The following is a 26,713-nucleotide window of genomic DNA, read 5'->3' on the forward strand; positions in this document are numbered from 1 at the left end:
CGAGCGCGCCCGCGCCGCCGGGCGCTCGGGACGGCCGCCGCGGCTCTCGGCGCCGCGGCGGCCATCACCGCCGCCGTCGTCGTGGTCGACTACGCCGCCTCGCCCGGGGAGAGTCGTGCCGACACGGTGACGGCACAGTCGGCACCGGCCCCGGCGTCGGTCCCCGCCGCGGCCCCCGCGGCGGCACCTCTGCCGCCGGCCGTCGACGGTGTGTTCGCCGGCCGGTCGAGCAACAACGAGATCACCGTCGCGGTCGCCACCAGGAACGGCCAGGTGGCCGCGTACCTCTGCGACGGCGAGTCCGTCGAGGCGTGGCTGGACGGCGAGATCCAGGACCGCGAGGTCCGGCTCACCAACCCCAAGGGCGCCGTGCTGACCGCGACGGTCACCGACGACGCCGCCTTCGGGACGATGACCGTCCGCGGTCGCACCCTGCCGTTCTCCGCCCAGCTCGCGCCGGCGCCGGCCGGGCTCTACGAGGCGCGGTCGGAGGGCACCCGCACCGGCTGGATCGTGCTGGCCGACGGCTCGCAGGTCGGGCTGAGCCAGACCGACGGGGTCTCGACGCCGGCACCGGCGCTCGACCCGGCGAGCGCGACCGCGCAGGGTCCGAACGGGCCGATCCGGGCGGTCGCGGTGACCGGCGCCGAGTGAGGCGGTCGACCCGTGACCGCTGAGCCCCTCGCCGGGGAGACGCTGGCACGTGTCGTCGGCGCCGACGGCCACAGCGCGGTACTCACTGCTCGTCGCCCCCTCACCGTCGGGCGCGACGCCGGCTGCGACATCAGCTTCCCGCACGAGGCACGGCTGTCGCGGCGGGCGGTGCACCTGTCCTGGAACGGGTTCGGGGTGGTCATCGCCAACGTCAGCCGTACCCACGGACTGACCGTGACGGCGGCCGCGACGACCGCCCGCCTGCCCAGCCGGTCGGCGTCGGGGCCCACCACCGGCTTCTTCCTCGCGAGCGGGACGGCCACCATCGCCGGGCCGTCCTGGCCCGGCTCGCCGTTCCTCGTGACCGTCGAGGTGGGCGGGGCGAGGTCGCCGCCGGCAGCGCGCTGAACGTGGCACTGTCCGCGACGCACCAACCTTTCCGGCTGCGGACCGACACCAAGGAGTTCCTCACCGCGCTGATGCTCTGTCGACCGCGGTTGGAGGACGCGGCGGCCGCGGTCACACCGCTCCCCGTCCCGCAGCTCACCCGGCAGATCCTCGAGGTCACGAACAGCTGGCACCTGCTGCGGGACTTCGACGTCGACGAGTCGGTGCGCAAGACGTTGACGGGGCGCGTGCACGAGCACGTCAAGGGGCTGCGGGCGAAGGTGCTGCGCCACGGCCTGGTCCCCGAGGGCACCGCGCTGTCGCCCGCCGCCCTCGTCGAGGTCCTCGTCGCGAGCGAGGCGCTCACACCCGTGCACCTCGAACTGCTGCGGGACGAGGCGTGGCTGGAATGGCAGGAGTCCCAGTGGTGGGAGCGGTGACCGGCGCCGATGTCGGGGGTGTCGGCTACCTTCGAACACATGAGCGAACGAGGGCTGGGGGCGGTGGAGCGCGAGGCGCTCGAGCGCGCCCGCCTCGGTGAGGCGGCGCGACGGCGGGCGGCGTTCGCGCGCCTCGAGCAGGTGGCCGAGCTGGAACGGCTGAGTGTGGCGGAGCGGTCGGGGGACCGTTCGACGGCGCGGCTGCTGCAGGAGACGTGGCGCGTGTCGGCCGGCGAGTCGACGCGCCTGGTCAAGGAGGCGGCGGACCCCTGCCGGCGCCGGTCCATCACCGGCGACGAGCTGCCCGCGCGGTTGCCGTGCACGTCCGCGGCCGCGGCCGCGGGCGAGATCGGCGGCGCCCACATCGCGATCATCCGCACGACCATGGCGCGGCTGGACCGGGTGGTGGGCCTGCCGGTCGAGGAGTGGGCGGAGGCCGAGCGGACGTTGGCGAGGGACGCGACGCTGTTGGGCCCGCGGGGGCTGCAGGCCGCCGCCGACCGCCTGCTCGCCCACCTCGATCCCGACGGTGAGGAGCCGGCGGAGGAGGACGGGCCGCGACGACGAGCTGCTGATCGTGCGCCGCAAGAACGGCACGGTCCTCTACCGGGGCCGGATCTCGGATCCGGTCGACGGGGAGGCGTTCGTCGAGGTGATCGACGGGTTGTCGACATCGACCGGCCCCGACGACGACAGGGCCCTCCCGCGCCGCCGCGCCGAAGGACCTCGTGGAGGACGCCCGCGGACCCCACGGCATCGCCACGGAGGCCATTGCCGATGAGGAGGACGCGCTGGTCCCCGCGCCCCGCACCGCCGGACCCGGCGAGCGTCCCGGTCGCGCGTTGCTGACGATCACGATAGACCACCGGTGGCTGCGCGAGGCCCTCGCGGGCCGCGGTGGCTACGGCCTCCTCGATTCCGGGATGCGCGTGCACCCGGGCACGCTGCGCCGCTGGGCCTGCGACGCGGAGATCGTGCCGGTCGTGCTCGGGTCGCGGTCCGAGCCGCTCGACGTCGGCCGCAAGCAGCGCACCGCACCGGAGGCCGTGCGCCGCGCGCTCGACCTCCGTGACGGCGGGTGCGCGTTCCCCGGCTGCTCACGCCGGCCCCGACGCTGTCAGGCGCACCATGTCGATCACTGGTTCGACGGCGGCGTCTCCGCGCTGGACAACATGTGCCTGCTGTGCCGGTTCCACCACCAGCTGATCCACCACGGCCACTGGTCCGTGCGGATCGTCGACGGCCGACCGTGGTTCACGCCGCCCGACTGGCTCGACCCGGAGCGACGGTCCCGGCTCGGCGGGCGGCCCCGGGTCCCGGTCTGAGTGCGATGTCCTGGCCTGATGTGCAGCAGGACAGAACCCGGCGGTCTCGAAGCGACCCTCCCTCAGCCGGCGGCCGGCTCGCCGAGAGCAGTGCGCGCCTTGAGGATCGCCGCACGCTGCTCCAGCTCGGCGAGCTCGAGAGACCGCCCTCGAAGGCGGGACAGTCGGGCGATCTCGTCGGTGGTCTCCAACGTGTCGAGCTCCAGCTTGCGGTCCGCCAACGCGCGCTCGGCATCCGAGGGTGCTGCCGCGTGCTTCTTCAGCGCAGCGTCGACGGGGTCGAGGATCGAACCGACGCCCGTCACGACGGACGACACCGTCGACGTGCTCGACACGCCGTAGGTCGAGATCGACATGTCGGGGTGGAACGCGAGGTCCACCTTGCGGCTCCGCAACCAGCGTCCGTCCAGGTCGACGCGATCGACCGTGCTGTGCGGGTCCACGACGTCGATCCGCAGTGTCAGATCGGGGCGCACGCGCCACGTGCCCTTGATCTTCTCGTAGACCCCGATCTCCACCGGTCGCGCCCGCCGGAAGAGGAGCTCGTCCTCCTGGTCGAGCGTGAGCTGCGGGTTCCGCGGGGGTCGGTCGGGGTCGGCGACGGCGACGAGCACGCCGAGCTGCTCGAGCTTCTCGGCGCCGCCCGTCATCGTCCCCCCGTCGAGCACGGAGGGCAGCGTCGCCGCGTCGACGCGGTGGATCGCCTCGAGAGGGACGTCGACGTCGACACGTTCGATCGTCCGAGCGCGGCTCGAGATCCACTCGCGGCGGGCCCGGTCGATCGTGGCCAGCTCCTGGTGGACGACGGCGAGGGCCTGCCCGACAGCAGCGATCTCCGACGGGTCCTCGGCCTTCGCCAGCTGGTCGAGCAGCGCGCCGATGCGGGCGGACAACGCGACCATCAGCTGACTGAGCTGCGGGTTCTTCGTGGACCACTGCGTCTCGAGGGGGAGCCGCTCCTCGTCGTCCTCGTCCTTCTTCGCCCGGCCCTCGCTGTCGCGAGGTGCGGTGTCGTCGGCGGCGAGGGAGCGGACGGAGGCGCCGGGGACGACGGCGCCGGCGATGGTCCCCAGCACGCGGCCGGCGAGGCTCAGGATCGGCGAAGGGTCGCGTCCCGACTCGGAGTTGAGGGACCGGATCATGCCGTCGTCGTCGAGAGTGACCTTCATCGACAGCTTCTCGAGCACACCCGCGTCGATCGATGTGAGGCAGCGTGCCGTGCGATCGGCCTGCACACGGGGTGTGACGGTGACATCCACGACCGGCTCGAGGCGACTCTCGGTGCCGCGGGTCCGGACAACCTTGTGGACGTGGGTGACGATGCGCAGGCGTGTCTCGGGCAGGAAGTAGCGCAGGGAGAAGAGCGGGGACGCCACGGGAACCTCCATCGGCCGGGCGGGTATGGGTGATAGCTACTCCGGGCGGTAGTAGCGGTACAACACACGGGCGATAGCGACACGCGTAAAGCCCATCGTTGCCACCTGAATGGCCACGTTGTGTCGCTCGATGTCAGTGCGTTTCCACGGCGAGATCGGGTCGGGCGGACCGAGCCATCGGTGCCTCGAGGCAGGCGAGGTAGAAGGCCTCGCGCTCCTCGGCCTCGCGGCGCACCGCGTCGACGGCCGCCTGGTCGGCGGCGGCGTCGTCGCGCAGCCCGTCCTCGTCGGTGGTCGCCGCCGCGACCGCGACCTCGGTCTCCTGCAGGCGCGCCCGGACACCGACGAGCCGGGCGAGGAGCTCGCGCACGCGATCGGCGCGACCCGGGGTGCGGCGGGCGGCGCGCACCTCGTCGGACAGCCGGCCCTCGAAGGACCGCAGGCTCGCGACCTGCTCCTCGAGCCGGCGACGCCGCGCGGAGACGGCGGCGAGGCGGGTGGCGGGACGGTCGGGGACGACGGCGGTCATGGGTCACCTCGGGCTCGGGGTGGGGACGGAGGGGCGCGACACGCCACCGATCGGGAGGCGATCACGCTGCGTGTCGCTCGTTCGGACGCCGTTGTTACGGGCCGTCCTCGATGGGCCTCTCGTACGTCCTCCGACGGCGCCGATTCACCTTCTCGGGTGAACGTCTGGCTGTAGCGCCATCGCACCGGAACAACGATCTGTAGTCAACGGGTCTCCGTCGGAGCCCCGACGAGCGATACGGGTCGGCAGACCGGGGGTGGGGCCATGAGCACGACGGAGCCGTCGCAGGAACCGGGCGATCGGACGCCGGTGTTCGTCGACGCCAGCGGGCGCCGGCGACGCGGTGTGTCCGTGCTGGGGTACCTCGGGGCCTCGGCGGCGACGGCGTACCTCGCCGCCTTCGGCCTGACCGTGGGCACGCAGACGGTGTCGCTGCAGCCGGTGGGCGCGACGCTCGTGCCGACGCCGACCACCCCGGACGAGGCGCTGGACGACGCCGAGCCCGACGAGCCCGAGGTCGTCCCGGCGTCCTCGGGGTCGGTGACGGCCGCGACGACGGTCGGCCGCCACGCCGCGCCGCACCGCGAGCGCAGCGCGGCCCGGCACGCCCGGCACGCCCGCACCGACCACGTGACGAAGCCGCGCGCCCGGCTCGTGCCGGTGCGCGTGCTCCGCGCGCCGGAGCGGGTCGTGCGCACCACCGTCACCACCGAAGTCACCACGACGACCACCACCCGCGAGACCCCGTGGCACGCCGCGCGCCACCGTCACGAGCACCGGACGTCGCACGGACACCCCTGCGCGTCCAGGTCGTCGGGCCGCACGCCGACCACCGCCGATCCCGCGACCGCCGACGTCCTCGGTCAGGCGTCCCCGGCGAGGCAGGCGTGACCGCACCCCGCCACCGGGCCGCCGTGCGCCGGCGCCGTCTGCTGCCTCGTCGCGCCGTGGTGTTCGTCGTGGTCGCGTTGACGATGTTCAGCTGTCTGCTGATCGTCGACGGGCTCGCGCGCTCGCAGGTCGGCGTCGACGCGGTCAGCGAGTCCACCGAGCCCGGTGCCACCGACGGGGTCCCGGCGTCGATCACCGACGGCGGCCCGGTGATCGACGCCCGCGGCGCCGTCCCGGCCAGCGCGCGGATGCCCGCGAGGACCGTCGCGCTGACCTTCGACGACGGCCCGGACCCGACCTGGACCCCGCGGGTGCTCGAGGTGCTGGCCCGCCACCGGGTGCCGGCGACGTTCTTCGTGGTCGGGTCCAACGCCGCCCGGCACCCCGAGCTGCTGCGCGACATCCGCGCGGCGGGCTCGGAGGTCGGGCTGCACACCTTCACCCACCCCGACCTCTCGCAGGCCTCGGACCTGCGCATCGACCGCGAGCTCACCGAGACCCAGCTGGTGATCGAGGGCGCGCTGGGGGAGTCGAGCTACCTGCTGCGCCCGCCCTACTCCTCGACCGCGGACGCGGTGACCGCCGACGCGCTGCGCTCGTTCACCGCGGCCGGGCGCGACGGGTACGTCACCGTCCTGTCCGACACCGACAGCCGCGACTGGGAGCGCCCCGGCGTCGACGCGATCGTCCGCAACTCCGTGCCCGCGAACGGCGCGGGCGGCATCGTGCTGATGCACGACGCCGGCGGCGACCGGTCGCAGACCGTGGCCGCGCTCGATCGCCTGATCCCGCAGATGCAGGCGCAGGGCTACCGGTTCACGACCCCGGAGGTCGCCGTCGGGCTGCCCGCCGACAACCGCCCGGTGCCCACCGCCGACCACCTCGCCGGCAGCGTCGCGATCGGTCTGGTCGCCGTGGCCGGCGTCGTCGTCGACGTCCTGACCTGGCTGCTCGTGGTGGTCGGCGTGCTCGTCGTGGCGCGCCTGGTGCTCATGCTCGTCGTCGCCGTCCGGCACCACCGACAGCGCCACCGTCCCGGCTTCTCGTGGGGACCGCCGGTCGCCGAGCCCGTGTCGGTGATCGTCCCGGCCTACGACGAGAAGGAGAACATCGCGGCCACCGTGCGCTCGCTGGTGGCCAGCGAGCATCCCGTTGAGGTGATCGTGGTCGACGACGGCAGCACCGACGGCACCGCCGAGATCGTCGAGTCGCTCCGGCTGCCGCGGGTGCGCGTGATGCGCCAGGCCAACGGCGGCAAGCCCGCGGCGCTGAACACCGGCATCGCGCACGCCCGCCACGAACTGATCGTCATGATCGACGGGGACACGGTGTTCGAACCGGGCACCGTCGGGCGGCTGGTGGCGCCGTTCGCGGACCCGGCGGTGGGCGCGGTCGCGGGCAACGCCAAGGTCGCGGGCCGCCGTGGGCTGCTCGCGCGCTGGCAGCACATCGAGTACGTGATGGGCTTCAACGTCGACCGCCGTGTGTACGACGTGCTGCGGTGCATGCCCACGGTGCCCGGCGCGATCGGGGCGTTCCGGCGCCGCGTGCTGCTGGCGGTCGGCGGGGTCAGCGACGACACGTTGGCCGAGGACACCGACCTCACGATGGCGGTGTGCCGCAGCGGCTGGCGGGTGGTGTACGAGGACTCGGCGCGGGCGTGGACCGAGGCGCCGGCGACGTTGGCGCAGCTGTGGCGCCAGCGCTACCGGTGGAGCTACGGGACGATGCAGTCGATGTGGAAGCACCGCCGCGCGGTGCTCGAGTCGGGGGCGTCGGGCCGGTTCGGGCGGGCGGGGCTCGCGCACCTGGCGGTGTTCCAGGTGCTGTTGCCGCTGCTGGCGCCGCTGGTCGACATCTTCCTGGTCTACGGGCTGCTGTTCCTCGACCCGGTGACCACGCTGGTGGCGTGGTCGGCGGTGCTGGGGGTGCAGCTCGCTGCAGGGGTGATCGCGTTCCGGCTGGAGCGCGAACCGATCGGGGTGCTGTGGCGGCTGCCGCTGCAGCAGATCGTCTACCGGCAGCTGATGTACGCGGTGCTGATCCGGTCGGTGGTCACCGCGGTCGGCGGTATCCGGCTGGGGTGGCAGAAGCTGCGCCGCGTCGGCGGGCTGGAGGTCCACCTCCAGGAGCCGGCGGTGTTCCCGACCCCGCCCGACGCACCGGACGCGCCGCCGAGCCGGCTCGTGGTGCTCAGCCGACGCTGAACGGCGCCGGCGGGAAGGACGGTAAGCCTGGCTGCGCATCACCCGATCGCGAGCGATGACGCCTTCGCATCAACGCGCTACCCTCCAGGCGGGGTACTGATCACACTTCGTGAGCGCGTGGGGGTCGAGGCTGCGCCGTTCGGCGGTTCTCGACAGGTGTGGGGGCGGCCGTGTCCGTGGGGCAGTGGGTGCTGGTCGGCGTCGCGACCTGGCTCGCCGTCGCCGTCGTCCTCGGACTCCTCATCGCTCGCTTTCTCCATCGCGTCGAGGAGCAGGACGAGACACCGCACCGTCCGCACCCCCTGCCGAGGCGGTCCGAGGACGGACGCGACGGCGCGGGGGCCGACGTTGCGTCGGACGACGGGGACGAGATCGCGAGGGCCCGGGAGCGGCGGCGTTCCGGCTAGCGTCCGCTCTCGGCGACCTCAGGCGACGCCGAACCGTGTGCCGGCGAAGGTCCAGCTCAGCGGCGTCGCGAGGTCGAAGCGCTGCTGGTCGATGAGGCTCTCGAGGGTGTCGACGCGGGGGAGCGACTCCCGCCAGACCTCGGTCGTCTCCTCGTAGGCGGGGTTCTCGAGGTGCCGGCGGCGGACCTCGAGGAAGCGCCGCAGCCAGGCGGGGTCGTCGCCGGCCGGCGGTCCGGTCTCGGTGATCAGCGCGGGGAGGTCGTCCGGGCCCGGGCCGATGCCGTGCTGGATGCCGGTGTCGAGGAGGGCGAGCTGGCCCAGGCCGGTGGTCACGCCGATCGCGCGGGCGCGGTCCATCGCGGGCCGGAAGTACAGGTCGTCGTAGACGGCGTCCTGGGCCTGGTCGAGCCGGGGATCGGTCTGCGACGTCCGGCGCCACGCGTCCTCGAACCCGTCGAGGCCGCGCGTGCTGTCGCCGTCCCCGCCGTCGGCCACCGCGGCGTCGATGCGGGTCAGGGGCCGCACATACCTCGTCAGGGGCGTCGACCCGCCGGCCGTCTGCTCGTAGCGGCGGACGACGAGCAGGAGGTCGTGGGTGCCGCTGGTGAACCCGGCGCGCCCCGCCGTGATCCCCCGGCCGTCGCCGAGCCGCTGCGCCTCGGCGTAGGGGAGCTCGGTGGTCGAGTTCTCGAAGGTGGAGATGATCGCTTCGGCGACGTGCTTGCGGGCCGGGTCGGCGAGGCCCGGTGCGCGAGGTGCCGCCGAGATCGGTGTGCTGCAGGCGCTGAGCGCGGTCCAGCCCGCCACGCCGGCGCTCAGGGCGAGGAAGGCGCGCCGATTCACCGGGCGACGATATGACCTCCGATGACGCGGTCCTCCGCCGGTACACCCGATCGGGGTGACGGAAGCGCGCGGCGCAACGTGATCGGGTGACGCTCGGCCAAGCGTCGTAACGACGCTTCGGAGATCCGCGACCCCGGGTAGGGCGGCGCGCCGCGTCGTCGACCGATGCGGGGGGACGGGCATGACCATCATCGACGTCGTCTGTCCGAGATGTGCGACGCCGTGGCAGCCGGGCGCGCGCTTCTGCACGGCCTGCGGGGTGTCGGCGCTGTCCGACCCCACGCCGACGATCCCCACGCCCCGGGTGTCCTGGTCGCCCCCGGTGGCCCCGCCGCCCGAGCAGCGTCCACGTTCGTCGCGGGCCCTCATCGTCCTGGTCTGCGTGCTCGCCGTGACGGCCGCGGGGCTCGCGGGCTTCCTCGTCGTGGGGCAGCCGTGGTCGGCCGCGGTGGGACCGGAGGTGGCGCCGGCCCCCGCCCCCGCCGCGGCGACCGCCGTCCCCACCGACCCGGCTTCTGCCCTCCGCGCCCAGCAGCGCAGCGACGCGGGTGCCGTCGAGGGTCTGGTCGGCAGCTGGGTGCCGCAGCTCTCGGCGAAGAAGGCCGGCATGACGGTGGACGGCCGGACCTACGACGACGCCGCCGTCCTCGCCGACCACCAGCAGCTCCGGAGCGCCCACCCCGAGGCCGTTCTGGTCTGGTCCGGGGACTGGTCGAGCTTCCGCGGCCAGGACTTCTGGATCACCGTGGTGAACCGGTCGTTCCCGAGCGGTGAGGCCGCGAACGCCTGGTGTGCCCAGGCCGGGATCGGCGCCGACGACTGCTACGCCAAGCGGCTCTCGCGGACCGGTGGCTACGCGGAGAACACGGCGCTGCGGACCGGCGGAGCCAGCACGTCCACGGGGACGACGCCGACGCTCGGGGCCGTCTGGGGGGCGAGCCAGACCGGGTTCGGCACCGCGCGGCCGGGCGAGATCTACGCCGGCGGCAGCCCGTCGGGGCTGGTCACCGACGTGACGTGGCAGTCCTGGGGTGGGGACCGCGCCACCGGCCGCGGCACGGCCCTGTGGATCCCGGACGGCGTCTCCACCGCCGACGGGGTCGAGAAGCCGGTCGTCGTCGTCGCGTCGGACCTGGGCGACTGCCACGGTCGGCTCGCCTACCGCAGCGTCGGCTGGTACTTCCCGAGCGAGGGCGAGACGGCACCGAACAGCGGTTACGACGACATCTGCGACGGCGGCTGAGCGGGCCGACGCCCCACGACCACCGCCAGCCCGCCCAGGGCCAGGGTCCCGAGGAGCGTCACGACGAGCACCGGGGTCCAGCCGCCGTGGGCCAGGGGCACGAGGACGACCCCGACGAGGGCGCTGATCACCGCGTAGACGGCGAGGAGCCGGGTCACGCGGCGCCCCTCGCCGGGCGCCCGGACCAGCGAGCGCACGCGCTGCCCGCCGGCGCCGACCAGCGCCGCGGTGACGAGCCCGCTGACGAGCACGAAGCCGCGGCCGACGTCGTCGGGGTCGAGGGTGGGGTACAGCGCGAGCACGGTGAGGCCGAGGACGACGCCGAGCACGACCGCGCCGCCCCCGAGGCCGAGGGCCCGGCGGCGGAGCGTCTCGTCACGGGCCCGGTCGGGGCGCCGCGACGTCGGGGTGGGCGTCATCGCGGGTCAGCTTGCCGACCCGCGCCGCCCCGGTCACCACCGGCCACCCGAAAGCGCAGGTGACCGGTGGGTCCCGGCCCCGGCGGCGCCCCCCACCGCCGGGACCGGGTCGCGGAGCACGGTGCACGACGCCCCCCGCGTCGTCCCCCCACACGTCGCCCCCGGCGTCCTCGCCCGACGTGTGTGCACCGCACCCCGCGGTCTCGCGGGACTCACTCCACGACGTGCACCAGCACGAGCGGGAGATCGTCCGGATCGCGGAACACGAGGTACGCGTACGGCTCCGGGCCGCCGACGTCGACGACGCCGCTGTGCAGCACGCCGAGCCCGTCGAACCAGCCCGCCCAGGTGTCGAGCTGGGCGCGGTTCGACACCGACAGCGCCGCGTGCCCGCGGGGCTCCCCGCCGCCCGCGCCGTGCAGGCGGATGGCGATCCCCGAATCCGGGTCGCTGAGCAGCACGCCGTCGGTGGTGCCGTCGTCCGGGCAGAGCGTCGACCCCGGGGTCAGGCCCAGCACCCGCTCGTACCAGGCGGCGCTGCGTGTGAGGTCGCTGACCGTCGACGCGAAGTGGTGGAACCCCGTGAAGCCGGGCCTCTCGACCGCTGTCGCCGTCATCCCACCTCCCAGACCGTGCGTACTCACCGTGTTCGGCGTTCAGCCTGTCGGGTGAAGGTCACGGGCGCTACTAGGGAGTTCCCTCGGGGAGGCGACGACGGCGCGTGAACTCGGTGGCGAGCTCGGTGCGCGAGCGGACGCCGAGCTTGCGGTAGATCCGGGTCAGGTGGGCCTCGACGGTCTTGCGCGAGACGAACAGCGCGGCCGCCACCTCGACGTTGCTCTGGCCGTCGGCGACGCCCCGCGCGATCTGGAACTCCTGCGGGGTGAGGGTCTCGAGCGAGGTGCTCTCGTCCGGCACCTCGCCCGACGCCCGGTGGCCGGTCGCCGCCAGCTCGAGACGGACCCGCTCGACCCACGGGCGCGCCCCGAGCCCGGAGAACGTCGCCTCGGCGTCGAGCAGCAGCGGGCGCGCGGCGCCCGGACGCCGCCACCGCCGCCGGACCTCGGCGTGGGCGAGGACGGTGCGGGCGTGCTCGTAGGGCGCGTCGAGCCGGGCGTGGGCGTCGTGGGCGGTCGCGAACCACCGCTCGGCGTCGTCGGCGTCGTCGGCGAGCAGGCCGCGCCCGCGCGCGGTGATCGCCGCCGCGTACGCGGATCCGGTGCGCTCGGCGTCCCGCGCCACCCAGGCCACCGCCGACTCGGCCCCCGCCCGGTCACCGGTGCGGACCATCGCGTCGACGAGGTCGCCGGCGAACGGGACCGAGGTCGCGCACGCGGTGCCCATCTCGTCGGACAGCCGCCGGGCCCGCGCGAGGTGGGCGGCGGCGGTCGCCGGCTCGCCGGCCGCGAGCGCGCCCGCCCCGAGCGCCGCGGCGGCATAGACCTTCATGCTCGCGATCCCCAGCGGCCCGGCGCCCTGCAGGGCCGCCTCGGCGTGCGCCCGGCACGCCGCGACGTCCCCGCGCGCGCCGGCGAGCCTCGCCAGCAACGTCGCCCCGAACGCGCGGCTGCCGGCCTGGCCGAGCTCGTCGGCCCACTCCACGGCCTCGGTGACGTCCGCGGAGGCCGCCGACCAGCGCCCGGCCCACCAGTCGATCTCCGCGTGGCAGGTCAGGGCGAACGCCAGGACCAGGGGCGCACCGACCTGGCGCGCCGTCGACGTCACCGCCCCGAACAGCCGCGCGGCGTCGTCGAACCGCTCGAGGAAGCAGGCGCCCTGCGCGCCGGCGATGAGCGCCTGCGCGTCCCACAACGGGTCGGCGTCGGCGGCGCGGGCCACGAGCTCGTCGAGCAGCGGCCCGGCGTCGGCCCAGCGCCCGACGAGCGCATAGGAGTGGCTGATCGTCGCCAGCCCGTTCAGGGTGTCGTCGCCCGCGGTCCGGGCGCGGTCGGCGACCGCCTCCATCTCGCGCAGGCGCCCGGTCATCGTCAGCGGGATCGCCGCCTCGACGAACAGTCGGGCGGCGCGGGCGCGGTCGTGGGGGAGCACGGCGTCCGCGGCCCGGATGGCGCCGTCGATGGCGCCGGCGGGGTCGAGCCAGCTCAGCGCGCGGGTGCGGACGAGCTCGACGTCGGCGGCGAAGCCGGGGTCGTGGCGCAGGGCCAGGGCCTGCTCGCACCACGACGCGGCGAGCGTGGAGCTGCCCGCGATCGCCGCATCGGTGGCGGCGGTGAGCAGGCGGTCGGCGCGGGCCACCGGGCCGGCGGTGAAGTCGGCCGCCCGGGCCCACGCGCGGGCCGCGGCCTGCAGCGCGGAGCGTCGTCGGGCGGAGGTCGCGGCCTCGACGAGGCGCTCGGCGACGTCGTCGTCGGGCGCCTCGGTGGACTCGGCGAGGTACCAGACGGCGACGTCGCGCGGGGCGTGGCGGGCGAGCCCGCGCAGGACCCGCCGGCGCAGGTCACGGGACGTGCGGGCGGCGACGAGCGGGCGCAGGAGGTCGTGGCGCAGGCACACCTGGTCCTCGTCGCGCGCCACGAGCCGGCGGCGTTCGGCGGGGAGCAGGTCGTCGGCGGCGAGCCCGAGGTCGCCGAGCACGGGCTCGAGCTCGTCGCGGCGCGTGGAGTGGCTCAGGGCCAGGACGGCCAGCGCCGAGCGGGTGGTCGCGGGGAGCCCGTCGATCGCCGCGGACCAGGCGCGCTCCAGGGCCGAGCCCGGGGGCAGGGTCGCGGCGGCGTCGAGGAGGTCGGGGCCGGCGGTCCGGGCGGTCTCGACCACGGCGAGCGGGTTGCCGCCGCAGCGCTCGACGATCGTCTCGAGGACCGCCGGTGACGTGCGCACGGGCAGGGTGCGGACGAGCTCGCGGCTCTCGTCGGCCGACAGCGGGCCGAGCGCGATGGTGGGCAGCCGCCAGATCGCGGGATCCACCGGCACCTCGTCGCGCACGCCCAGCAGCAGCGCGATCCGTTCCGGGGCGAGGCGCCGGGCGACGAACAGCAGCACCTGCTGCGACGGTGGATCGATCCAGGGGAAGTCGTCGACGACGAGGAGCAGGGGGCGGGCGTCGGCGGCCGCGGCGAGCACCCCGAGGGCGGCGGCGGACACGGCCAGCGGGCTCCCGACGTCACCGGCGCGCAGGGCGAGCGCGATCTCGAGCGCCTCGCGCTGGACGCCGGGCAGCTCGTCGGCGTGGGCGAGGACCGGCAGGAGCAGGTCGGCGAGGCCCGCGAACGGCAGCACCGCCTCGCCCTCGACGCCGGCGGTGCGCAGGACGGTCCGCGACGTCGCGTCGGCGATCTCGTCGAGCAGCGTCGTCTTGCCGCTGCCCGGCTCGCCGAGCAGGACGGTGACGGTGCCGTCGGGCCGGTGCGCGCCGGTGGCCGCGGCGAGCTGCGCCCGCTCGCGGGCACGGCCGACGACCTGGGGCGGCGCGGACGGCGGGCGCTCGGACACGCGGCGGGCACCTCCTTCCTGTGCACCCATTGTCCGGACGGGACAGCTCATCGTGAGCATCCGAGTGGAGCAGTGTCTCCGACGATGATGCGCCGTCCGGACCAGTGGTCGCGACCTTCTCGCCCTGGGTGACGAGTTGACTGCGGAGAGGCTCCGACAGGCCGCGACTGTCGCCCGATCGTGATGGTGGCGGGTGATACCCGGCGTGCCGCCGCCCTACTCTGGGCGCGTCGGTCACCGGGGGTGATCAGGGGGGGTGGGCGCCGCGACGGCGCCCGGTGGGCGTGGGGGCGCCGTGTCGTGGATGTCGTGGGTGCTGATCGGCCTGGGGGTCTGGCTGGTCGTGGCGGTGGCGGGCGCGCTCGCCGTCGCCCTGCTCGTGCGCGCCAACCGCCCGACCACCCTCGACGTGCTGCGGGCCCGGGGCGTGGTGCAGGAGCCGTCCGTGGCGCCGTCGGACCCCCGCACGGACGCGCGCGACGGCACGGGTGGTGCCGACCTGCCCGCGCCGCGCGACGGCGGCCACGACCGGGCCGCGGCCCCCACCGAGCGCCGTCGCGACTAGCTCACTCGAGGGCCAGGCGCACGATCGCCACGAGCCCGACGACGACGATCACCGCGCGCAGGACGGTCGGCGAGAGGCGGCGTCCGATGCGCGCGCCCAGCAGGCCGCCGATCGTCGAGCTCACCGCCAGGATCGCGACGACGGGCCAGCTGACGGGGGCGACGACGGCGTAGACGGCGCCGGCGACGACGTTGACCACCGCCGCGAGCACGTTCTTGTAGCCGTTGAGGCGCTGCAGCGGCTCGGTGAGCATGAGGCCCATGACGCCGACCAGCAGGATCCCCTGCGCGGCGGTGAAGTACCCGCCGTAGACGCCGACCAGGAAGATCAGCGGGTAGAGCGGCCAGGTGCGCCTGGTCGCCGCGGGCTTGGCCTTGAGCCGCTTCGTCAGCAGCGGCTGGAGCACGACGAGCACCAGGGCGATCCCGACCAGGAACGGCACGATCGTCTCGAACGCGTCCTCGGGCAGCGACAGCAGCAGCGCGGTGCCCCCGATCGCCCCGAGCGCCGAGCACACCGACCAGGACACGAGCTGTCGCCGCGCGCCGGTGATCTCGTGCCGGTAGCCCCAGGCGCCGGTGATCGAGCCCGGCACGAGGCCGATCGCGTTCGACGTCGTCGCCGTCACCGGCGGGTAGCCCAGCGCGACGAGCACGGGGAACGTGACCAGCGTGCCCGACCCGACCACCGTGTTGATGGTCCCGGCCCACACGCCGGCGACGGCGATCAGCACCGCGTGCCAGAGCGTCACGCCGGGACCCTAGGACCGTCCGCGGTGCGGGGCTTGACGAGCGGCACCGTCGTACTAGTTTCCGGGGAAAGCTTCTCGACCGCTCGACGGGAGACTGCTCATGCCCATCCCCACCGACCACGAGCTCTTCGAGCTCGGCGACGTCGTCCTCCAGCACGGAGCGACGCTGCGGAACGCGAAGCTCGCGTACAAGACGTACGGCACGCTGAACGCGGACAGGAGCAACGCCGTCGTCTACCCGACGTGGTACTCGGGGCGGCACACCGACAACGAGTGGCTCATCGGCACCGACAAGGCGCTGAACCCCGACGAGCTGTTCATCATCGTGCCGAACATGCTCGGCAACGGGCTCTCGTCCTCACCCAGCAACACCCCGCCGCCCTACGACCGGGCGCGCTTCCCGCGCGTCACCTTCTACGACCAGGTCGAGTGCCAGCACAAGCTGGTCACCGAGCACTTCGGCATCTCCTCGCTGGCCCTGGTGACCGGCTGGTCGATGGGCGCGGGCCAGACCTACCAGTGGGCCGTCAGCCACCCGGAGATGGTGCGGCGCGCGGTGCCGTTCTGCGGGTCGGCCGTGACCAGCCCGCACAACCGCGTGTTCCTCGAGTCGATCACCGCGGCGCTGCGTGCCGACGCGGCGTTCGAGGAGGGCTGGTACCGCCGCCTCCCGGAGAAGGGCATCCGGGCCTTCGCGCGCGTCTACGCGGGGTGGGGGTTCTCGCAGGCCTTCTACTGGCAGGAGGAGTGGCGGCGTCTCGGCGCCTCGTCGCTGGAGGACTTCCTCGTCGACTTCTGGGAGGGCTTCTGGCTCGACGAGCGCGACCCGAACAACCTGCTCGCGATGGCCTGGACGTGGTTCCACGGCGACGTCGGCCGGACGCCCGGCTTCGACGGCGACACCGTCGCCGCGCTGAACTCGATCCGCTGCCCGCTGCTGTCGATGCCGGCGGAGAAGGACCTCTACTTCCCGCCCGAGGACGAGCAGTGGTCGTCGCAGCACATCGGGCGCGGGGAGGTGCGCGTCATCCCGGGCGTGTGGGGCCACTTCGCCGGGGGCGGCGACAACCCCGAGGACACCGCGTTCATCGACCGGGGCATCCGCGACGTGCTCGCCATGGACCCGTGATCACCCGACCGGTGACCTGACCGCGTCGCGGCGGCCCTCGCGGGGAGGATGGCGCCCCGTGGGCGACATGCCGGTGGTGCGGTGGGGGCCGCTGCGCCTCGACGTCGAGATCGGCGTCGAGGGGACGGTCGTGCTGATGACCGTGCTGGTGATCGCGCTCGACGACGGGATCGAGGACTTCGTCGTGGCCGGGCAGGTCGTCGCCGGCCCGCTGATCGCGGCGTTCGCGGCGCACGCGTTCTCCCGCCGCCTGGCGCGCCGGGCCCGCCAGGACGAGCCGCCGCCGACGCGGGCGGAGCTGCGGCGCCTCACGCGCCACTCCTCGCAGTTCCTCCTGCTCGGCGTCGTGCCGCTGCTCGTCGTCATCGTCGGCGGCACGAGCGGGCTCTACACCGCCGAGACCGCCGTCGACGCCGTCATCTGGCTCGGGCTCGCGTTCCTCGTCCTGATCGGCGGCATCGGCGGGTGGCGCGCGCAGCACCGCGTCACGGGCGCGCTGCGGGGTGCGATCGGGGCGGGCGTGCTCGGGCTGGTCGTCCTGTTGCTGCGGTTGGTGCTCGAGCACTGAGTGACGGGTGTCGTCCCCGGGAACGATGGGTGGCCCGCATGCGTCTTCAGAGCATGGTGTTCTCGACGCGGCGTCTCCTGCTGGCGGCCCTGCTCGTGGTCGCCGCGGTGCTCTGGACGCGCATCAACAAGCCCGTCGAGGGCGAGGTGCTGCTCGAACTGACCCGACGCCACGGCGTGACCACCGCGGACCTGCTGTCCGTGCTCATGCTCGCGATGGCGGTGGTGATCGCCTGGCCGTCGCGGCGCCGGCCGGAGCCCCGTCGCGAGCCCGATGCGCCGCGCGTGGCGGCCCCGCCCCCGTCGGCGCCGCGGAACGCCCCCGCGCCCGGACCGACGCGCCCGGTCCCGGGCACGCCCCCGCCTCCGCCCCGCCGCTGAGCGACGGCCCCGGGCGTCCCCGTCCGGCACGATGCCGGGCCGTGGGACACGAGGTCGTCGTGACGACGAGCAAGTCACCGTCCGACGCCGTGCGCGCCGACGCCCGGGACCTCGCCGACCGCTGGGGCCTGCGCCTCGTCGAGCGTCACCGGGGCTCGGTCGCCACGGCCCGCGGGGACGCCGGGACCGCGCTGGTCTGCACCGCCGAGGGGCTGGTCGCCGAGTCGGGGCGCGGACGCCTGACGTTCCACCAGGGCACGGCGGCCAAGCGTCTGCGCGCCCTGCGCCACGGGGGGACCGACCCCCTGGTGCGCGCCGCCGAGCTCCGCCGCGGCGACCGGGTGCTCGACGCCACCCTCGGCCTGGGCCGCGACACGCTCGTGGCGGCCTGGGTGCTCGGCCCCGAGGGGGAGGTGGAGGGCGTCGAGGCGGACCTCGTGCTCGCGATCCTCGCCGCCGAGGGCTTCGCCGGCGACGTGCCGCGAGCCGGGTCGGCGCCGGTGCGCGTCCGGCACGGCGACTCCCGGCAGGTGCTCGCCGAGCGCGCCGCGGCCGGCGACACCGTCGACGTCGTCCTGCTGGACCCCATGTTCACCGACCCCCGGGCCTCCGACCACGGCTTCGCGCTCGCCCGCGACCACACCGTGCCGACCCCGCTGACCCCGGAGTGGGTCGCGCTCGCCCGCGCCGTCGCCCGGCGGTGGGTCGTGGTCACCGCCGAGCGGGCCCGGCCGTGGTTCGCCGACGCGGGGCTGGAACGGCTCGGGGGGACGCGCTCGGGGCGGTGGTTCCGGGTGCGGGGTGGGGCGGACGAGGCCTCCGGGACGCGGTTCCCCACGCGGGAAAGATAGGAGGTCCGACATTCTCCAGCCGGTCAGGTGGAGAATCCCGGCCAACACGGTGATCCGGTGCGGTGTGGGTCACAGGGGTGCGCTACGTTGCCGCGAACGTCGACGCCCGCTCGTCCCAGGAGGAACCGCTCGTGCGCGAAATCAGGCCGGTCCCGCAGCGCACCATTCCGGTGACCAGCGCCCCCTCCGGGATCGCGCGGCCGTCCGCCCCCGGCGTGCGGGCCCTGCCCGGCGGTTCCTTCCAGCGCCCGGTGGTCCTCCCGCCCGGGCTCGGACTGCGGCGGATGCCCGGCGGTAGCTGACCCTCCCGCGCCTGGTCAGGGGCGGTCGTCGGTGGGGATCGCGCGGCGGTCCTCGTCCCGCCACATGAAGTGGACCCCGTTCCCGGGCAGGCACCAGGCCTCGAGCGGGAGGTTCTCGACCTCCTCGGACGACGCCCAGCGCTGCGGGCCGGCCTGGGGGCGGCTCGTGAAGGGCTGGACCCGGAACAGCTCGTCCTGGGCGGTGCCGATGTCGAGTCCGCGCGTGTCGAATCCGATCGTGCGCACGAAACAGGGATACGGCGCCTGCCAATAGCAGGAGCGGTTGCCGAGCAGCTGCAGCGTCGTCGATCGGACCCGGATTCCCAGAATCTGGTACGACGTCGTACCGGCGCCGACCAGTGACGACAGATCCACCTCGAACATGCGCAGCTTCGCGAGGTACTGCCGGTGGTCGAGCTGGGCGCCCCCACCGCCGCCGCCGCGGAAGAACGACAGGTACTTCGGCCAGTCGGGGCTGTGGATCTCGCGGAGGGCGGGTGCGGCGTCGCGCACCTCGTGCCGTCCGTTGTCGCCGTCGACGTAGGTCATCCCGAGGCGTACCGAGGCCCGCATGCTCTCGACGGAGTCGTCGAACACCGGGGTCTTCGCGTCGTCCGAGACGAACCAGAGCTCGAAGAGCGACTGCGTGCTGCCGACCACGATCGAATCGCGGAGCACGGGGTCCGAGGTCGCGAAGAAGACGAACGTCGACGCCGGGACGCGGCGCCGGAACGCGTAGTCGACCTCCATGACGAGCTGGAAGTACACGTCGTCCACGCGGTTCAGCCGGCAGACGACGTCGGTGTGCTCGCTGATCGTGAGGTCCGAGCCGTCGGTGGCGAGACCGGCGCCGCCGAGTACCGAGGTCAGCACGGCCAGGTTGTGCTCGGACGGCCCGTACACGCGATCGAGGAGCGGTCCCAGGATCTCGGCGGGCGGGAGAACCTCCAGGATGCCCTGGGCGACCGTGTCCACGAGGCGGGTGGCCTCGTGGCGCAGTTCCCGCCGCACGATGCCGACCAGCGTCGCCGCGACGAGTCCGACGGTCCCGAACGCGACGAGCGCCCAGGCCAGGGACGTCACCTGCGGGGTCGCGGCAACCACCAGCAGCAGCATCCCGACCACGGCGACCAGGCCCGCGCCGACGGCGAGGAGGCGCAACTGCCGCAGCGAGACGCGTCGACCGCGACGTGAGGACCGACCGGACACCGTCGAGAGCCTCCCCCAGGTGGCTGACGTCCATCCTGAGCGGGAGAGCCTCCAGGTTCAACCGTCGAACGCCACGACCTGGTGCGTCAGCTCTTCTGCTGCCAGTCCGGCGAGTCCGTCGCGTCGACGAAGGCGGGGAAGCTCGCCGGCTCCACGTCCCGCTCACGCTCGCGCGACAGCGCCCGGTAGTGCCCGAGCAGGTGCCCGGTCATGGTCATGCGCGCCCCGACCTCGTCGCCCCGTCGGATCTGGAAGGCGATCTGGTCGTGTTCAGTGGCCGAACGGTCGTGCACCTCGGGCGTCGTGAAGCTCTCGCGGCGCCACCCGTCGACGCGGGGCACCAGGGAGCCGTAGACCGCGGTGAGGAAGTCGTTGCCGGCGGCCTCGACCACGGCGAGGTGGAAGGCCTTGTCCGTGCGGAGGAGGGCGTCCGGGTCGTCGTGGGCGGCTTCGCGGTGCTCCCGGCTGCGTTTGGCGATCTCGTCGACCTTGCCCGGCACGCCCGCGGCGCGGGCGGCGGCGAGCGCCGCCGCGATGCCCTCCAGCGCGATGCGCACCTCCATCACCTCGAGATCGTCGAACTCCCGCTCGGAGGCCGGGTCGTCGATCGGCGGCACCTGCGGGTGCGGGTCCTCGGCGACGTACCAGCCGCGTCCCCGGTTGACCTCGACGACACCGCGGGCCTGGAGGCGCTGGAGACCGCTGCGCACGGAGCTGCGCGCGACCCCGAAGCGGCGGGCCAGGAGCGGCTCGGTCGGCAGGCGCTCGCCGGGGAGCAGCTCGCCGGTCTGCACGAGTTCCGCGACGCGGTCGCTGACGAGCTCGGGGACCGGCTTGCGCTCGTTCGGCAGCTCCCAGCGGGGGTCGTCCTCGTCCTCGCCGCGCCCGGAGGGCATCTCGTCGGTCACGACAACTCCTGACGGCAGAGCAGCGGCTGGGAGGCGTCGTCGGTGGTCCGCCGCGGCGACTCACGGCTGAAGGATGTCGGACAACGTACCCCTTCTGGGTCGTTTCGGGAAGCTCTGGTCTGCTGTCCGACCCAGACGTCCGCGACCTGATGTCGGACATCAGTTGCAGCTTGACAGACAAGTGATGTCGTCCACACCATGACCTCGAGTCGTTCTCGCGGCTCAGGCACTCCCGGAAGGGGGTCGGGGATGAAGGTGATCGGGGTGCAGGTGGCCCGCTGGGCGTCGGTGGTCCTCGGGATCGCGGCGCTCGGCGTGCTTGGGGCGGCGACGCCGGCGCGTGCCGCGGAGGTCGACCAGACGGTGCGCCAGGCGCCGTCCGGCGGATCGAGCGGGGCGATCGTGGCCGTGTTCCTGGCGGCGGCCGTCGTGGTCGCGCTGTGGCGGCTGGTGCTGTGGCTGGTGGCGGTGGCGTTCGTCGGGGTGCTGCTGCTGGGGGTGCTCGTGCTGGTGACGGGCGGTCCGCCGGGTGACGAGCGTCCGGCCGGGGCCGCTCCGTTCGCGACGCACGGGGTCGTGCTCGAGGCGAGGGGGCCGTCGTGGTGACCATCGTCGTGCTGGTCGCGGCCGGCACCGTCTTCGCGCTCGGGATGCTGCTCGGGCAGCAGTTGAACCGGCGTTCCCTCCACGCCTACGACCGTCAGATCGCCGCGCTGCGTCGGGAGCGTGACGAGCTGGCCCGCCATCGGGGGCCTCGCCGCCGGGGCTGAACGCCGGCGAGCCCCGGCCGCATCGGGTGACCGGGGCTCGCTGACGGTGCTGTCGGACTAGAAGATGCTCAGGATCGGGTCGAGCAGGCCGGGCGCGGGAGCGGGCGCCGGCTCGGTCGGCGCCGGGACCGGCGGGATGATCGTGTTGACGATGTCGTTCACCGGCGTGGTGACCGGGGTGGTGGCCCCGTCGGTGACGTCGCTGACGACCTCGCTGGTGGGCTCGAGGATGCCGGTGCCCGACTGGACCGGGGCGATGACCTCGTTGACGAGGTCGTCGACGGGGTCGGTGATCGGGGTGGTGGCCCCGCCGAGGGCCTCGTCCACCACGTCGGTGAGGGGGTCGGTGATGCCGACCGGGGCGGTGCCCTCGGCCGGGGTGTCCGGGGTGCCCGGCGGGATGATCGTGTCGACGACCTCGTTCACCGGCGCGGTGACCGGGGTGGTGGCGTCGCCCGTGACGTCGTCGACGATGTCGGTGACCGGCTGGATGATGCCGATCGGGTCCTCACCGGTGCCGTCGGCGTCGGTGCCGTCGCCATCGGTGCCGTCGGTGCCGTCGGTGCCGCCGTCGGTCGGCTCGTCGCCGTCGACGGCGTCGAGGGTCGGGTCGAGCAGGCCGCCGCCGTCGGTGTCCGTGCCACCGTCGGTGCCGCCCTCGGTCGCGTCGCCACCGTCGGCGTCGTCACCATCGGTGCCACCGGCGTCCGCGTCGGCGCCGTCCGTGTCGCCGCCGCCGACGATCGGGTCGAGCAGGCCGCCGCCGTCGCCGTCGGTGCCGCCGTCGCCGTCGCCGTCGGTCGCGTCGCCGTCAGTCGCGTCGCCGTCGGTCGCGTCGCCGTCGGTCGCGTCGCCGTCGGTCGCGTCGCCGTCGGTCGCGTCGCCGTCGGTCGCGTCGCCGTCGGTCGCGTCGCCGTCGGTGTCGTCGCCCCCGTCGGCGGACGACTCGTCGCCGCCGTCGGAGCCGCCGTTGTCACCGGCGCCGCGGCCGTCGTCGCCGTGGTGCTCGGTGTCGTCGCAATGCTCCTGGGAGTGCGACTCCGTGGCGTTGGCGATGCTGGCGCCGCCGCCGAGCAGGGCCAGCGCCGCGGCGGCCGTGAGTGCGCCACGACCCGCGAAGCGGGCGACGATGGTCATCGGGAGGGTGCGGGGAGCGGTGTGAGCGCCCATGGGGTGTCCCCCTTCTGCGTGCCCGGATCTGTGGGGAGCGATGAGGGAAACCGGGCGTCCCCCTTACGCCAAATGGCCCAACGCCTCGCCCCATGAGCAGGTAACGAGGGCGTCACGATGGTGTGAGATCTCCACGAGGAGGTTCGCCCGCCACCCACAGGCGGGAACGTCGCGCGATCCGCTCACCGGGATGCCTCTCGCGTCCTGGCGTTCCGTGAGCGAACTTGGTGGTCACAGCCCTGCACGTCCGTTCCCGCAGAGGAGGACCGGCCATGGCCGAGCCCGTGTTCCGCGGCGTCGGCGTCGCCCTGGTGACGTTGTTCGACGACACCCGACAGGTCGACCACGACGGCACCGGCAAGCTCGCCGCCCAGCTTGTCGAGCTCGGCGCCACCGCGATCGTGGTCGCCGGCACCACCGGCGAGGCCGACGCCCTCGACGACGACGAACGCCTCGCGCTGTTCAGCTCGGTACGGGCCGCGGTGCCCGACACCGTGGTCGTCGGCGGGACCGGCGCGTCCTCGACCCACCAGGCCGCCCGGCTGACCGCGGCGGCCCGGGAGACGGGCGTCGACGCCGTCATCGCCCGGACTCCGCGAGGCCTGGCCGACCCGACCGGCTACTACCGCGCGGTCGCCGACGCGGCGGGCGACCTGCCCGCGCTCGCGTACCACTTCCCGGCCGTCGCCCCGCCCGGCATCCCGCTCGAGACCCTGCCGGCGCTGCCCGTCGCGGGCTGCAAGGACTCGACCGGCGACCCGACCCGGCTGCTGGCCACCCTCGAGGTCTACGACGGCCCGCTCTACACCGGGTCGTCGGCGATGCTGCTGCTCACGGGCCTGCTGGGCGGCGCCGGGGCGATCCTCGCGCTCGCCAACGCCGAGCCGGAGCGCTGCGTCGAGGCCTTCGCCGGCGACGCGGCGGCCCAGCGGGCGCTCGCCGCCGCGCACGTCACCTCCGAGCAGGACTTCCCGCGCGGGGTGAAGCACCTCGTCGCACGCCGCTTCGGAACCTCGGAGGTCGTCCGCATGGGGTGAGCGCCGTCTCCGGAGCAGCCGGGCCGGTGGCGGGCAGACTCGACGGCGACGGTCCAGGAGCGGGAGGAGACGGCGATGGCGCCGCAGGACGGAGCCGGGCGGGTCTGGCTCATCACCGGCACGAGCACCGGGTTCGGGCGCGCGATCGCGCGGGCCGCGCTGGAGCGCGGGGACCGGGTCGTCGCGACCGCACGGCGGGTGGACGACATCGCCGACCTCGCGAAGGAGGCGCCGGACCGGGCACGCCTCGCGACCCTCGACGTCACCGACGACGGGCAGGTGGCCGCGGCGGTCGAGTTCGCGGTCGCCGAGTTCGGGCGGATCGACGTGGTGGTCAACAACGCCGGGTACGGCAGCCGCGGCGCGTTCGAGGAGTTCACCGAGGAGCAGATCCGCGACCAGTTCGCGGTCAACGTCTTCGGGCCGTTCGCCCTCACGCGGGCGGTGCTGCCGGTGATGCGGGCGCAGGGGTCGGGGCACCTGATCCAGATGTCGTCGCTCGCGGGCGTGCGCTCGGCGCTCGGGGGCTCGATCTACTCGGCGACCAAGTTCGCCCTCGAGGGCATGTCGGAAGGGCTCGCGGCCGAGGTCAAGGGCTTCGGCATCAAGGTGACGATGATCGAGCCGGGGCCCTTCCGCACCGACTTCGCCGGCCGCTCGCCGGCACGCCCGGAGGGGATGCCGGAGTACTCAGCGGTGCTCGACGAGTCCCGCGAGAAGTTCCTCGCGCTGCACGGCACGCAGCCCGGCGACCCCGAGCGGGCCGCGCAGGTCGTGCTCGAGGTCGCCGACCTCGCCGACCCGCCCCTGCGCCTCCCGCTCGGACCGAACGCGTTCGAGAACGTGCGTCAGACCTACAAGGCGCGTCTCGCGGAGGTCGACGCCGTCGAGGCGCTGGGCAGCGACACGGACTTCCCGGCGGCGGGCTGACGAGTCATTGATCACGAGCACCTCGTCCACCGACGAGCGTCTGGCCGGGTGCACCAGTTGCCCGTGATCTCCTCGCCGGCCTGCGCTCGGCGTGTCGCGCGAGCGAGCGTGTGGCGATCCTGGCGTTGAGTGCCAGCAAGGCCGCATCGCTGGCACACCCCGCGTGCCGCCGCCCCGTGTCCCGCGCCGCCGTGCTCCCGCGCCCGGGTGCCCGCGGTGGCGATGCCACTGCGCCCCTGCCACCGTGAGTCGGTGATCGCAACGGGGCGGGTCGTCGCCGGGCTGCTCCTCGCCGTGCTCGCGCTCGCCGGGTGCTCGACCGAGTACACCGAGGGCACGTCGGCACCCGCCGCGCGGCCCGACGGGTTGTTGGACGCGGCGCGCACCAAGCTCCGGCTCGTCCAGCAGGACCCCTGCTACACGGTCGCGGACCTGACCCGGCAGTGGCCGGCCTGCGGGCGGTGGGAGGAAGAGGTCCTCAACGTCGGGAACGCCGCGGCCGGCGCGCGACCCGACGACCGCGAGATCACCGACCCCGTCGCCGCCGTGCGCACCGGGCACGAGCACTACGTGCGCGCCGGCTGCGCCGCGGGTGTCGCCCCGGCCGACACCCCGACCTGCATCGCCGCCATCGGCGAGACCCGCACCGCCGTGACCCGGCTGGGCGAGGGGATCGCCTCGGTGCGGTGACGCCGAGGATCTCGCTGTTCGCTCACAGGGCAAGCCGCGGTCGACGTCGGGTGGCGGGCGAGCGGATAGTGGGGGACATGGCTGTGGTCGAGGTCGCCGGTGTGGGGCAGGAGCAGGGGAGCGAGGACCCGGTGCTCCTGCTGCGTGAGCAGAGCGGGGGACGTCGGTACCTCGCGATCTGGATCGGGGCGCCCGAGGCGACCGCGCTCGCGGCGGCGGAGGTCGCGGCCACGCTGCCGCGCCCGCTGACCCACCGCCTGCTGCTGGACGCCGTCGAGGCGTTCGGGGCGCAGCTGACCGGGGTGCGCCTGACGGCGCTGGTCGAGGGCCAGTTCCACGCCGAGCTGGACCTGGTCACCGCGGACGGCGGGACGCGGTCGGTGTCCGCCCGCGCGAGCGACGCGGTCACGCTGGCCGTGCACCAGGGCTGCCCGATCGAGGCGTCCGAGGACGTGCTCGCCGAGGCCGCGCTGCCCGCGAACGCGGTGGCGACGGTCGGGGGCACCGAGGACGAGCCCGACGAGGCCGACCCGTCGTCCACGCCGCCCGCCGACGTCGAGGACGAGGTCGAGGCCCTGCGCCGCGCGCTGTCCGACGCGACGCCGGACGACTTCCGCACCGACAAGGACCAGTAGCGCCGGCGGACGGCGGTTACTGGCTGGTATCGCTCGCTCAGCGAGAGATACCAGCCAGTAACCCTGGCAGCGCGCCCTGGTCCGGGCGGCGCGCGCTCCGGATCACCCGAGCTGCGCGCTCCAGGGTGGACGCGCCGCCGCGATGGCGTCGATCGAGAGCGGTCCGCTGATCGACGACGGGTCCGCGGACCGGGGCGCGGGAACGCCCGATGCGGCCACCTGGCGATTCCGTCGGCGCGCGCGGTCGATCCGCGCGGCGAGCGCGGCCCGGTCGGCCTCCTCCTGGCGGGCCGCTCGCCGGTCGCGGCGGCTCAGTCGGGCCGGCGGCCCGGCGGGCGGGACCGCGGTGTCCACGCGCAGCGCAGGCGTGGGTCCGAGGGGGCGGATCGTCAGGGTGGTGACGTCGGCACCCGGCGGCGTGGCGGGCGCCGGGATCGTGTGCCGGACGGCGAGGGCGATCCGCCGTGGGCGGACCGGCTCGCTCGCGGCGTCGCCGGCGGTCCGGTCGGGGCGGGTGTGACGTCCCATGGGGCACCTCCGTGCGCCCAGCGCTCTCTCACGCTGGGCTGATCGGCGTAGGGCACAGGGTTGCCACGGTGAACGGATTCACACCTGTCGGAGAGGTCCGGGAACGGACGGGGACCCGT

At 74.5% G+C, this 26,713-nt stretch carries 30 protein-coding genes and 1 pseudogene; 20 read left to right on the plus strand and 11 right to left on the minus strand.

The genetic code is table 11. From position 1 onward, the window contains the following. The 5 genes and pseudogenes from ACFPK1_RS20775 to ACFPK1_RS20795 all read left to right on the plus strand — a co-directional run. The coding region (locus ACFPK1_RS20775) for a hypothetical protein (RefSeq protein ID WP_378022851.1) at positions 1 to 654 on the plus strand (654 nt) is incomplete at its 5' end. Between the two features lie 12 nt (positions 655 to 666). After that, positions 667 to 1,062, plus strand: a complete 396-nt coding sequence (locus tag ACFPK1_RS20780; protein ID WP_378022852.1) for an FHA domain-containing protein — start codon at positions 667 to 669, stop codon at positions 1,060 to 1,062. Positions 1,063 to 1,064: 2 nt separating this feature from the next. Then, entirely contained in the window at positions 1,065 to 1,481 is a 417-nt protein-coding gene (locus ACFPK1_RS20785) for a hypothetical protein (protein WP_378022853.1), read from the plus strand. Between the two features lie 39 nt (positions 1,482 to 1,520). Further along, positions 1,521 to 2,063, plus strand: a pseudogene (locus tag ACFPK1_RS20790) (DUF222 domain-containing protein); the annotation flags it as partial. A gap of 146 nt (positions 2,064 to 2,209) precedes the next feature. Then, positions 2,210 to 2,806, plus strand: a complete 597-nt coding sequence (locus tag ACFPK1_RS20795; protein ID WP_378023052.1) for a hypothetical protein — start codon at positions 2,210 to 2,212, stop codon at positions 2,804 to 2,806. Positions 2,807 to 2,868: 62 nt separating this feature from the next. Here the strand turns inward: ACFPK1_RS20795 and ACFPK1_RS20800 are convergent, their stop codons facing one another. Next, entirely contained in the window at positions 2,869 to 4,182 is a 1,314-nt protein-coding gene (locus ACFPK1_RS20800; RefSeq protein WP_378022854.1) for a hypothetical protein, read from the minus strand. Between the two features lie 133 nt (positions 4,183 to 4,315). After that, positions 4,316 to 4,711 carry a hypothetical protein gene (locus tag ACFPK1_RS20805; RefSeq protein WP_378022855.1) on the minus strand — a complete coding sequence of 132 codons (396 nt, stop codon included), beginning with the start codon at positions 4,709 to 4,711 and terminating at the stop codon, positions 4,316 to 4,318. Between the two features lie 264 nt (positions 4,712 to 4,975). Between ACFPK1_RS20805 and ACFPK1_RS20810 the strand changes: the two genes are divergently transcribed. Continuing rightward, positions 4,976 to 5,602: a hypothetical protein gene (locus tag ACFPK1_RS20810; protein WP_378022856.1), complete on the plus strand. Its 627-nt coding sequence runs from the start codon at positions 4,976 to 4,978 to the stop codon at positions 5,600 to 5,602. Next, positions 5,599 to 7,809 (plus strand): bifunctional polysaccharide deacetylase/glycosyltransferase family 2 protein, encoded by a 2,211-nt coding sequence (locus ACFPK1_RS20815; RefSeq protein ID WP_378022857.1) that lies wholly within the window; start codon positions 5,599 to 5,601, stop codon positions 7,807 to 7,809. The genes ACFPK1_RS20810 and ACFPK1_RS20815 overlap by 4 nt, the downstream gene beginning before the upstream one ends. A 425-nt stretch (positions 7,810 to 8,234) precedes the next feature. Here the strand turns inward: ACFPK1_RS20815 and ACFPK1_RS20820 are convergent, their stop codons facing one another. After that, a complete protein-coding gene (locus ACFPK1_RS20820; RefSeq protein WP_378022858.1) occupies positions 8,235 to 9,059 on the minus strand; it encodes a chitosanase in 825 nt (274 codons plus the stop codon). 181 nt (positions 9,060 to 9,240) lie between these two features. Between ACFPK1_RS20820 and ACFPK1_RS20825 the strand changes: the two genes are divergently transcribed. Next, positions 9,241 to 10,302 carry a hypothetical protein gene (locus ACFPK1_RS20825; RefSeq protein WP_378022859.1) on the plus strand — a complete coding sequence of 354 codons (1,062 nt, stop codon included), beginning with the start codon at positions 9,241 to 9,243 and terminating at the stop codon, positions 10,300 to 10,302. On the opposite strand, the gene ACFPK1_RS20830 is transcribed toward ACFPK1_RS20825, so the two are convergent. From ACFPK1_RS20830 to ACFPK1_RS20840, 3 genes are all read right to left on the minus strand, one after another. After that, entirely contained in the window at positions 10,275 to 10,721 is a 447-nt protein-coding gene (locus tag ACFPK1_RS20830) for a hypothetical protein (RefSeq protein WP_378022860.1), read from the minus strand. The two genes, ACFPK1_RS20825 and ACFPK1_RS20830, sit on opposite strands and share 28 nt — an antisense overlap. A gap of 212 nt (positions 10,722 to 10,933) precedes the next feature. Then, entirely contained in the window at positions 10,934 to 11,338 is a 405-nt protein-coding gene (locus ACFPK1_RS20835) for a VOC family protein (protein WP_378022861.1), read from the minus strand. Positions 11,339 to 11,408: 70 nt separating this feature from the next. Continuing rightward, entirely contained in the window at positions 11,409 to 14,171 is a 2,763-nt protein-coding gene (locus ACFPK1_RS20840; protein WP_378022862.1) for a LuxR C-terminal-related transcriptional regulator, read from the minus strand. 304 nt (positions 14,172 to 14,475) lie between these two features. Here ACFPK1_RS20840 and ACFPK1_RS20845 point away from each other — a divergent pair, with 304 nt between their 5' ends. Continuing rightward, positions 14,476 to 14,736 carry a hypothetical protein gene (locus tag ACFPK1_RS20845; protein ID WP_378022863.1) on the plus strand — a complete coding sequence of 87 codons (261 nt, stop codon included), beginning with the start codon at positions 14,476 to 14,478 and terminating at the stop codon, positions 14,734 to 14,736. Between the two features lies 1 nt (position 14,737). Here ACFPK1_RS20845 and ACFPK1_RS20850 read toward each other — a convergent pair whose 3' ends face one another. After that, entirely contained in the window at positions 14,738 to 15,487 is a 750-nt protein-coding gene (locus ACFPK1_RS20850; RefSeq protein ID WP_378022864.1) for a sulfite exporter TauE/SafE family protein, read from the minus strand. Between the two features lie 100 nt (positions 15,488 to 15,587). On the opposite strand from ACFPK1_RS20850, the gene ACFPK1_RS20855 reads away from it, so the two are divergent. The 5 genes from ACFPK1_RS20855 to ACFPK1_RS20875 all read left to right on the plus strand — a co-directional run bounded on the left by ACFPK1_RS20855 (position 15,588) and on the right by ACFPK1_RS20875 (position 18,717). Next, on the plus strand, positions 15,588 to 16,616 hold the full coding sequence (locus tag ACFPK1_RS20855; RefSeq protein ID WP_378022865.1) for an alpha/beta fold hydrolase: 1,029 nt from the start codon (positions 15,588 to 15,590) through the stop codon (positions 16,614 to 16,616). Between the two features lie 58 nt (positions 16,617 to 16,674). Further along, positions 16,675 to 17,184: a hypothetical protein gene (locus tag ACFPK1_RS20860; RefSeq protein ID WP_378022866.1), complete on the plus strand. Its 510-nt coding sequence runs from the start codon at positions 16,675 to 16,677 to the stop codon at positions 17,182 to 17,184. 38 nt (positions 17,185 to 17,222) lie between these two features. After that, the gene (locus tag ACFPK1_RS20865) at positions 17,223 to 17,564 is read left to right on the plus strand and encodes a hypothetical protein (RefSeq protein ID WP_378022867.1); all 342 of its coding nucleotides are present in this window, start codon (positions 17,223 to 17,225) and stop codon (positions 17,562 to 17,564) included. A 41-nt stretch (positions 17,565 to 17,605) separates the two neighbouring features. Continuing rightward, complete coding sequence (locus ACFPK1_RS20870) at positions 17,606 to 18,415, plus strand: class I SAM-dependent methyltransferase (protein ID WP_378022868.1); 810 nt, start codon at positions 17,606 to 17,608, stop codon at positions 18,413 to 18,415. A gap of 170 nt (positions 18,416 to 18,585) precedes the next feature. After that, positions 18,586 to 18,717 carry a hypothetical protein gene (locus ACFPK1_RS20875; RefSeq protein WP_378022869.1) on the plus strand — a complete coding sequence of 44 codons (132 nt, stop codon included), beginning with the start codon at positions 18,586 to 18,588 and terminating at the stop codon, positions 18,715 to 18,717. Between the two features lie 15 nt (positions 18,718 to 18,732). Here ACFPK1_RS20875 and ACFPK1_RS20880 read toward each other — a convergent pair whose 3' ends face one another. Then, entirely contained in the window at positions 18,733 to 19,878 is a 1,146-nt protein-coding gene (locus tag ACFPK1_RS20880) for a hypothetical protein (RefSeq protein ID WP_378022870.1), read from the minus strand. A 134-nt stretch (positions 19,879 to 20,012) separates the two neighbouring features. Then, positions 20,013 to 20,834, minus strand: a complete 822-nt coding sequence (locus tag ACFPK1_RS20885; protein ID WP_378022871.1) for a FadR/GntR family transcriptional regulator — start codon at positions 20,832 to 20,834, stop codon at positions 20,013 to 20,015. Between the two features lie 249 nt (positions 20,835 to 21,083). Here ACFPK1_RS20885 and ACFPK1_RS20890 point away from each other — a divergent pair, with 249 nt between their 5' ends. Then, positions 21,084 to 21,440 carry a hypothetical protein gene (locus tag ACFPK1_RS20890; RefSeq protein WP_378022872.1) on the plus strand — a complete coding sequence of 119 codons (357 nt, stop codon included), beginning with the start codon at positions 21,084 to 21,086 and terminating at the stop codon, positions 21,438 to 21,440. Further along, positions 21,434 to 21,604 (plus strand): hypothetical protein, encoded by a 171-nt coding sequence (locus tag ACFPK1_RS20895; protein ID WP_378022873.1) that lies wholly within the window; start codon positions 21,434 to 21,436, stop codon positions 21,602 to 21,604. Before ACFPK1_RS20890 ends, ACFPK1_RS20895 begins: the two co-directional genes overlap by 7 nt. Positions 21,605 to 21,661: 57 nt before the next feature. On the opposite strand, the gene ACFPK1_RS20900 is transcribed toward ACFPK1_RS20895, so the two are convergent. Continuing rightward, complete coding sequence (locus tag ACFPK1_RS20900) at positions 21,662 to 22,741, minus strand: hypothetical protein (protein WP_378022874.1); 1,080 nt, start codon at positions 22,739 to 22,741, stop codon at positions 21,662 to 21,664. 305 nt (positions 22,742 to 23,046) lie between these two features. Here ACFPK1_RS20900 and ACFPK1_RS20905 point away from each other — a divergent pair, with 305 nt between their 5' ends. The 4 genes from ACFPK1_RS20905 to ACFPK1_RS20920 all read left to right on the plus strand — a co-directional run bounded on the left by ACFPK1_RS20905 (position 23,047) and on the right by ACFPK1_RS20920 (position 26,066). Continuing rightward, entirely contained in the window at positions 23,047 to 23,811 is a 765-nt protein-coding gene (locus tag ACFPK1_RS20905; protein ID WP_378022875.1) for a dihydrodipicolinate synthase family protein, read from the plus strand. Between the two features lie 75 nt (positions 23,812 to 23,886). Beyond that, positions 23,887 to 24,741 carry an oxidoreductase gene (locus ACFPK1_RS20910; protein ID WP_378022876.1) on the plus strand — a complete coding sequence of 285 codons (855 nt, stop codon included), beginning with the start codon at positions 23,887 to 23,889 and terminating at the stop codon, positions 24,739 to 24,741. A gap of 252 nt (positions 24,742 to 24,993) precedes the next feature. Next, the gene (locus tag ACFPK1_RS20915; protein WP_378022877.1) at positions 24,994 to 25,431 is read left to right on the plus strand and encodes a hypothetical protein; all 438 of its coding nucleotides are present in this window, start codon (positions 24,994 to 24,996) and stop codon (positions 25,429 to 25,431) included. Positions 25,432 to 25,508: 77 nt separating this feature from the next. After that, positions 25,509 to 26,066 (plus strand): bifunctional nuclease family protein, encoded by a 558-nt coding sequence (locus tag ACFPK1_RS20920; RefSeq protein WP_378022878.1) that lies wholly within the window; start codon positions 25,509 to 25,511, stop codon positions 26,064 to 26,066. A 102-nt stretch (positions 26,067 to 26,168) separates the two neighbouring features. On the opposite strand, the gene ACFPK1_RS20925 is transcribed toward ACFPK1_RS20920, so the two are convergent. Next, the gene (locus tag ACFPK1_RS20925) at positions 26,169 to 26,594 is read right to left on the minus strand and encodes a hypothetical protein (protein ID WP_378022879.1); all 426 of its coding nucleotides are present in this window, start codon (positions 26,592 to 26,594) and stop codon (positions 26,169 to 26,171) included. Between the last annotated feature and the right edge of the window lie 119 nt (positions 26,595 to 26,713).

Origin of the sequence: Actinomycetospora rhizophila (assembly GCF_042657905.1) — a bacterium.
In the GTDB taxonomy this organism is placed as follows: domain Bacteria; phylum Actinomycetota; class Actinomycetes; order Mycobacteriales; family Pseudonocardiaceae; genus Actinomycetospora; species Actinomycetospora rhizophila.